The organism is Mesorhizobium sp. M0208 (genome assembly GCF_040322015.1).
Classification (GTDB): Bacteria; Pseudomonadota; Alphaproteobacteria; order Rhizobiales; family Rhizobiaceae; genus Mesorhizobium.
The window spans coordinates 1-4181 of record NZ_JAMYSP010000095.1 but is presented as its reverse complement, the minus strand read 5'-3'; the positions used below and the strand labels follow the sequence as shown (position 1 = coordinate 4181).

Here is a 4181-nt window from a genome sequence, read left to right as displayed (position 1 = left end):
TGGGTGCCCCCCCCCAACCGCCCCGCCCCCACCCCCGCCGCCCCCCGGGGCGCCGGCGCTCAAACCACCCTAGAGCGGGGGTTGGGGTGGGGGCGGGGCCCCCCCCGCCCCGAGACTGGGAAGATCATCGCCACACCGGCGGGATAGATCTTCTGCTCGAACGGGATGCCGACCGCCCAGGCGAGGCCGCGCTCGGTGAGCGCCTGCCGGAAGGGCGCGCTCAAGCCATATCCCGCATCCGCAAGTATGCAGCCGAAGCGCACGCCGGCCCTGCGAAGCCGATCGATCTCCGCCAGCGCGAGCTCGGGCTTGGTCCTGCAAGCAACGATGGTCATCGGCCACGTTGACACGGGCGACCGGGCGGGATCGCTTGTCCAGCTCTCGGGCAGAAACAGCCGCAGACCAACCATCACCGGCACTTCACCCGATGCCAGCGTCAGCGACACCAGCGTCTGGCAGTTGGCGTTCTTGCCTAGCGCCGACGCATATTGCGGTGCGACGCCGACCGAGTGGCGCCCTTTTTTGGGCAGGGTGGTATCATCGACGATCGGCCAGGCATCGTCACCGCCAACTTGGCTATCGGCTTCAGCAAGTAGCGCAGCCTCCAGTGGTGCCCGCGTCCCATACGCCGCTCGCGATGAAATGGTGTAATTGGTCATAGCTGACAGCTGTGCCGCAGGCGGCCATCGGCTGCCTGCATTTGCGATCGCTAGGGCCGATCAATCCCGCCACATAGGCCGGGCACATCCGCGCTCACGTCTTATGCCTCGGCGCCGCGACAAATGGCGCTAGCCAGCGCTCCAACTTGCCAGTCCCCATCCATGGTCGGCCCCTCCAAAAGCCGACCCCTATGAATCACCGAAGCTACCTCTCTTGGGAATCCTCAAAATGCCCCTATCGCTAAAAATCTGCCAAAGTAGTGCTAGGCAGTGTGGACATTTAGCGCAGCGGTATCGGGACTCTACTTGACCAGTTCAGCCCGCTATAATGTCGAATTACCGATCAACTCAAGCTATTCCGCAACCTAATGTCATCGCGCTCTAGCAGGCTGGTGAAAAGGCCCTCGCCACCGGAGCGCAGCGATGACTCACTGGCTCCGAAGGGATTCGGAGGTGACGAGTGCGTGGCGGCGACGATCGAACTGGCGCTGCGAACTCACGCTCCAGCGTCGACAGGGCTTCAGTCACGATCGTCCGGATCGCCCGCAATGGATGATTGCGCCGAACCCCGGACTTCAAGGTCCACGTAGCTGAAAAGTTCGCTATATTCGCCGATCGGACGGCCATCTATCCCGCCGGAGAAGCTGCTGCGGGCGATGCTTTTGCAGGCGTTCTATTCGATCCGCTCGGAGCGGCTTTTGATGGAGCCTCGGAATACGACCTCCTGTTCCGCTGGTTCGTCGGCATCGGCGTCGACGACGCAGCCTGGGACCATTCGGTGTTCTCCAAAAACCGTGACCGGCTGCTGGAGGGCGATATCGCGGCGAAGTTCCTGGGGGCCGTGCTGGCGCAGCCCAAAGTCAAGAAGCTCCTGTCCACGGATCACTTCTCGGTCGACGGCACGCTGATCGAGGCCTGGGCTTCGATGAAGAGCGTCAAGCCAAAGGGCGGCCCAAGCGGCGGTCATGGCGAACCGCCGGCAGACGGCGGCGGACGCAATGCGGAAGCCGACTTCCACGGCGAGAGGCGATCGAACGAGACGCACACCTCGACTTCCGACCCCGACGCCAGGCTCTACCGCAAAGGGCGGGGCAAGGAGGCCAGGTTGTGCTTCATGGGACATGGGTTGATGGAGAACCGCCACGGCCTGCTGGTGGAAGCCTGTCTGACGCTGGCCGACGGACATGAGGGACCGCGCCTATGCCGACAGCTCAACTCGCGCCCTGCTCCCGTAACAGAAAGGGCCGGGACTCTAATCGTCCCCCGGATGAAGTTGCCGTGGCTGTCAGCCGCTTCTTACATTTCGATAATTCCGAAGTTTATGGCTTTTATCGCAGCGACCGTTCTGCTACCAGTATCCAATTTTCGCATTGCGTTTTTTATATGGAAATTGACTGTGTTTACAGATATCCCAAGAATTTTCCCTATTTCCCATGACGATTTCCCTCTCGCCGTCCACAGTATACAATTTATTTCTCTCGTAGAAAGGTTAGGGGTCTCTTCTATACCACCCAAATTAGCGAACTTCGCGACCTTCATATGGAAATGAAGCGCGGCAAGTTGCAAGTATGCTATCGTTCTATTTTGGAAGCCGTGGTCCCTGGGTTGAGCAAAGCTCATGATCGCAAAGCTGCCTTGAGGACCGTGCAATGGAACGCTGATGCCCGACCTTAAGCCGAACGCCGCAGCCTCATCGAAAACACGCCGTTCGTCTTCAGTCGTGGTTGCGTCGTTGTACACATCGCTCCATCGAAAGGCGCTTGTCCGCTGGCGACTTGTCTTGATGATTGGGTCTATCCTGTCATAACCCATTTCGAAATAGCGGTCCTGCCATTCATCAGGATAGTTCTGCATGATGGCCGGATCGCGTCGGACCGGCTTTGAAAATCTTTGATCGGGTGTAAGAGAGCCATAGGCGATCCAAGGGCAACCAAGATTCAGGGCAAAAGCAGATAATAGGGCGAACAACTGCTCGGATTGAGCAACCGCATCAGTCTGGTCGAGAAACCGGCCGAACTCCACCGCAAACGCCTCTCTGGCTGCCTTGGGGAAATGCATAGATGGGACCAAAGAAGACCGGTCGGACACTCTGGTTGCCAGCCCTCGAAGTTGAGAGACAGCAGTTATCGGCGGGCGTTCCATATTCTCTGCTCCGCAGCCATTTGCGCCGGATATTGTCACTGGCGCACAAAGCTGCCGGCTCCAAGGCTACGGCTCTGCGCGCCATCCTCGGCAGCCCGGCATGCTCAAAGGTCTACCACCTCGTTGCTGTTAGTAGAGTTATTCTAACTTAAATTTATGCTTCGGTAAGGTTATACAAGCGCAACATAGAGAAATAAAACTTAGATGCTGATATCTTTGGACGCGATCTCTCGAAAGAGTTGAGATGTGGCCTAGATCCCGCTCCGCCCGCCGATCCGATGTTGACGGGTATCCCGCGGGCAATTCCCGCTCTTCATGGGACCTCCATTGGTAAATCAAACGTCAGTTCCTGGGTAGTATGGCCCCTGGTCGCTTGAACCGACGTCACCGCGATCACGTATAGGTTCCGTCGGAGACGATCTCGTCTGTTAGCGAAATATCCAGTTGGTCCATCCGGCCACCAGCTGGTAGATCTGGTCCAGCAGATCGCGGCTTGCAGGCGCGACAGCTTCTTGCGAATACGACAGTTCGGTTAAGCACCACAAACTTGGCACATTGCGTCGGAGAAGGCTGACATCCACCCCATCTGGAACCATCACCAAAAGAGCGCGTCGGGACCGTCGTCGCCAGGAGGGCGATTACCGAGACAGTATCTCATATGTCATCGCCGCTTCACCGAGTTTAACAACATAGATTTCGCTGAGTTGAGCTAAAGTGCTCACTCGGGGTCATTTTTTGAAACACCAATTGGTGCCAGTGTCCGATCGAGCTTCTTTCGTTGGGAGACTAGTGCGATTCTGAAGATGCAGATGATACTGCGTCAGGAACGGTAATCGCGGAAGAGTCTGGCTTAGCCGGCGTCCTGCGCTTGCGACGGCTCTAGTCTTTTGACCTCCGCTGCTCCTGATAGACGAGGCGCTTGGCGCTTAACAGCATCTTGGCCGAGTGCCGGGCGAAGGACGCATGATCTGTGTCACCGGACTATATATCCGGCCAATGCGAAGACTTACAAGTACGACGCCGTGACACCGAGGCGATCGTGAAGCATGCGAATTCGTGCAGTATCTGCTCATCTGGCAGCGCACCCAGACGAGTAATGCCTCGCTCGGCCATCATCTCCTCCAAATCAGGCAGGCTGAGGTCGGAGGCCAGATACCAGCGCACGCAAAGCAGGATCACTGACTGGTCGACCTGGCGTCCCTTGAAGATCGCAACCCTGCGAAATTTGTGGAGACGCTCCGTGCCACACCGCCGGTCAAAACGGTGCAACAGATCCTTCAAATCAATTTACAAGGTCTTTACGACCACCAGTCGCTGACAATGTTACGTTCACCGCAAGTCTGAGATCGGGTCAGGGCTGGAAAAGCTGAGACATATTTA

The 4181-nt window shown here is 57.7% G+C and carries 1 protein-coding gene and 3 pseudogenes; 1 reads left to right on the top strand and 3 read right to left on the bottom strand.

Annotated elements, in window-relative coordinates; translation table 11 throughout:
* Positions 1-77: 77 nt before the first annotated feature.
* Positions 78-823: pseudogene (locus tag NKJ17_RS33630) on the bottom strand (IS701 family transposase); the annotation flags it as partial.
* Positions 824-1255: 432 nt separating this feature from the next.
* Here NKJ17_RS33630 and NKJ17_RS33620 point away from each other — a divergent pair.
* Positions 1256-1845, top strand: a pseudogene (locus tag NKJ17_RS33620) (IS5 family transposase); the annotation flags it as partial.
* Between the two features lie 110 nt (positions 1846-1955).
* Here NKJ17_RS33620 and NKJ17_RS33615 read toward each other — a convergent pair.
* Together NKJ17_RS33615 and NKJ17_RS33610 are read right to left on the bottom strand one after the other, a co-directional pair.
* The gene (locus tag NKJ17_RS33615; protein ID WP_352692001.1) at positions 1956-2717 is read right to left on the bottom strand and encodes a LuxR family transcriptional regulator; all 762 of its coding nucleotides are present in this window, start codon (positions 2715-2717) and stop codon (positions 1956-1958) included.
* 1179 nt (positions 2718-3896) lie between these two features.
* Positions 3897-4010: pseudogene (locus NKJ17_RS33610) on the bottom strand (IS6 family transposase); the annotation flags it as partial.
* Between the last annotated feature and the right edge of the window lie 171 nt (positions 4011-4181).

Bases quoted from the DNA above. Each gene is read 5' to 3' on its own strand.
- NKJ17_RS33615 (WP_352692001.1), bottom strand. From the start codon at position 2,717: ATGCATTTCCCCAAGGCAGCCAGAGAGGCGTTTGCGGTGGAGTTCGGC.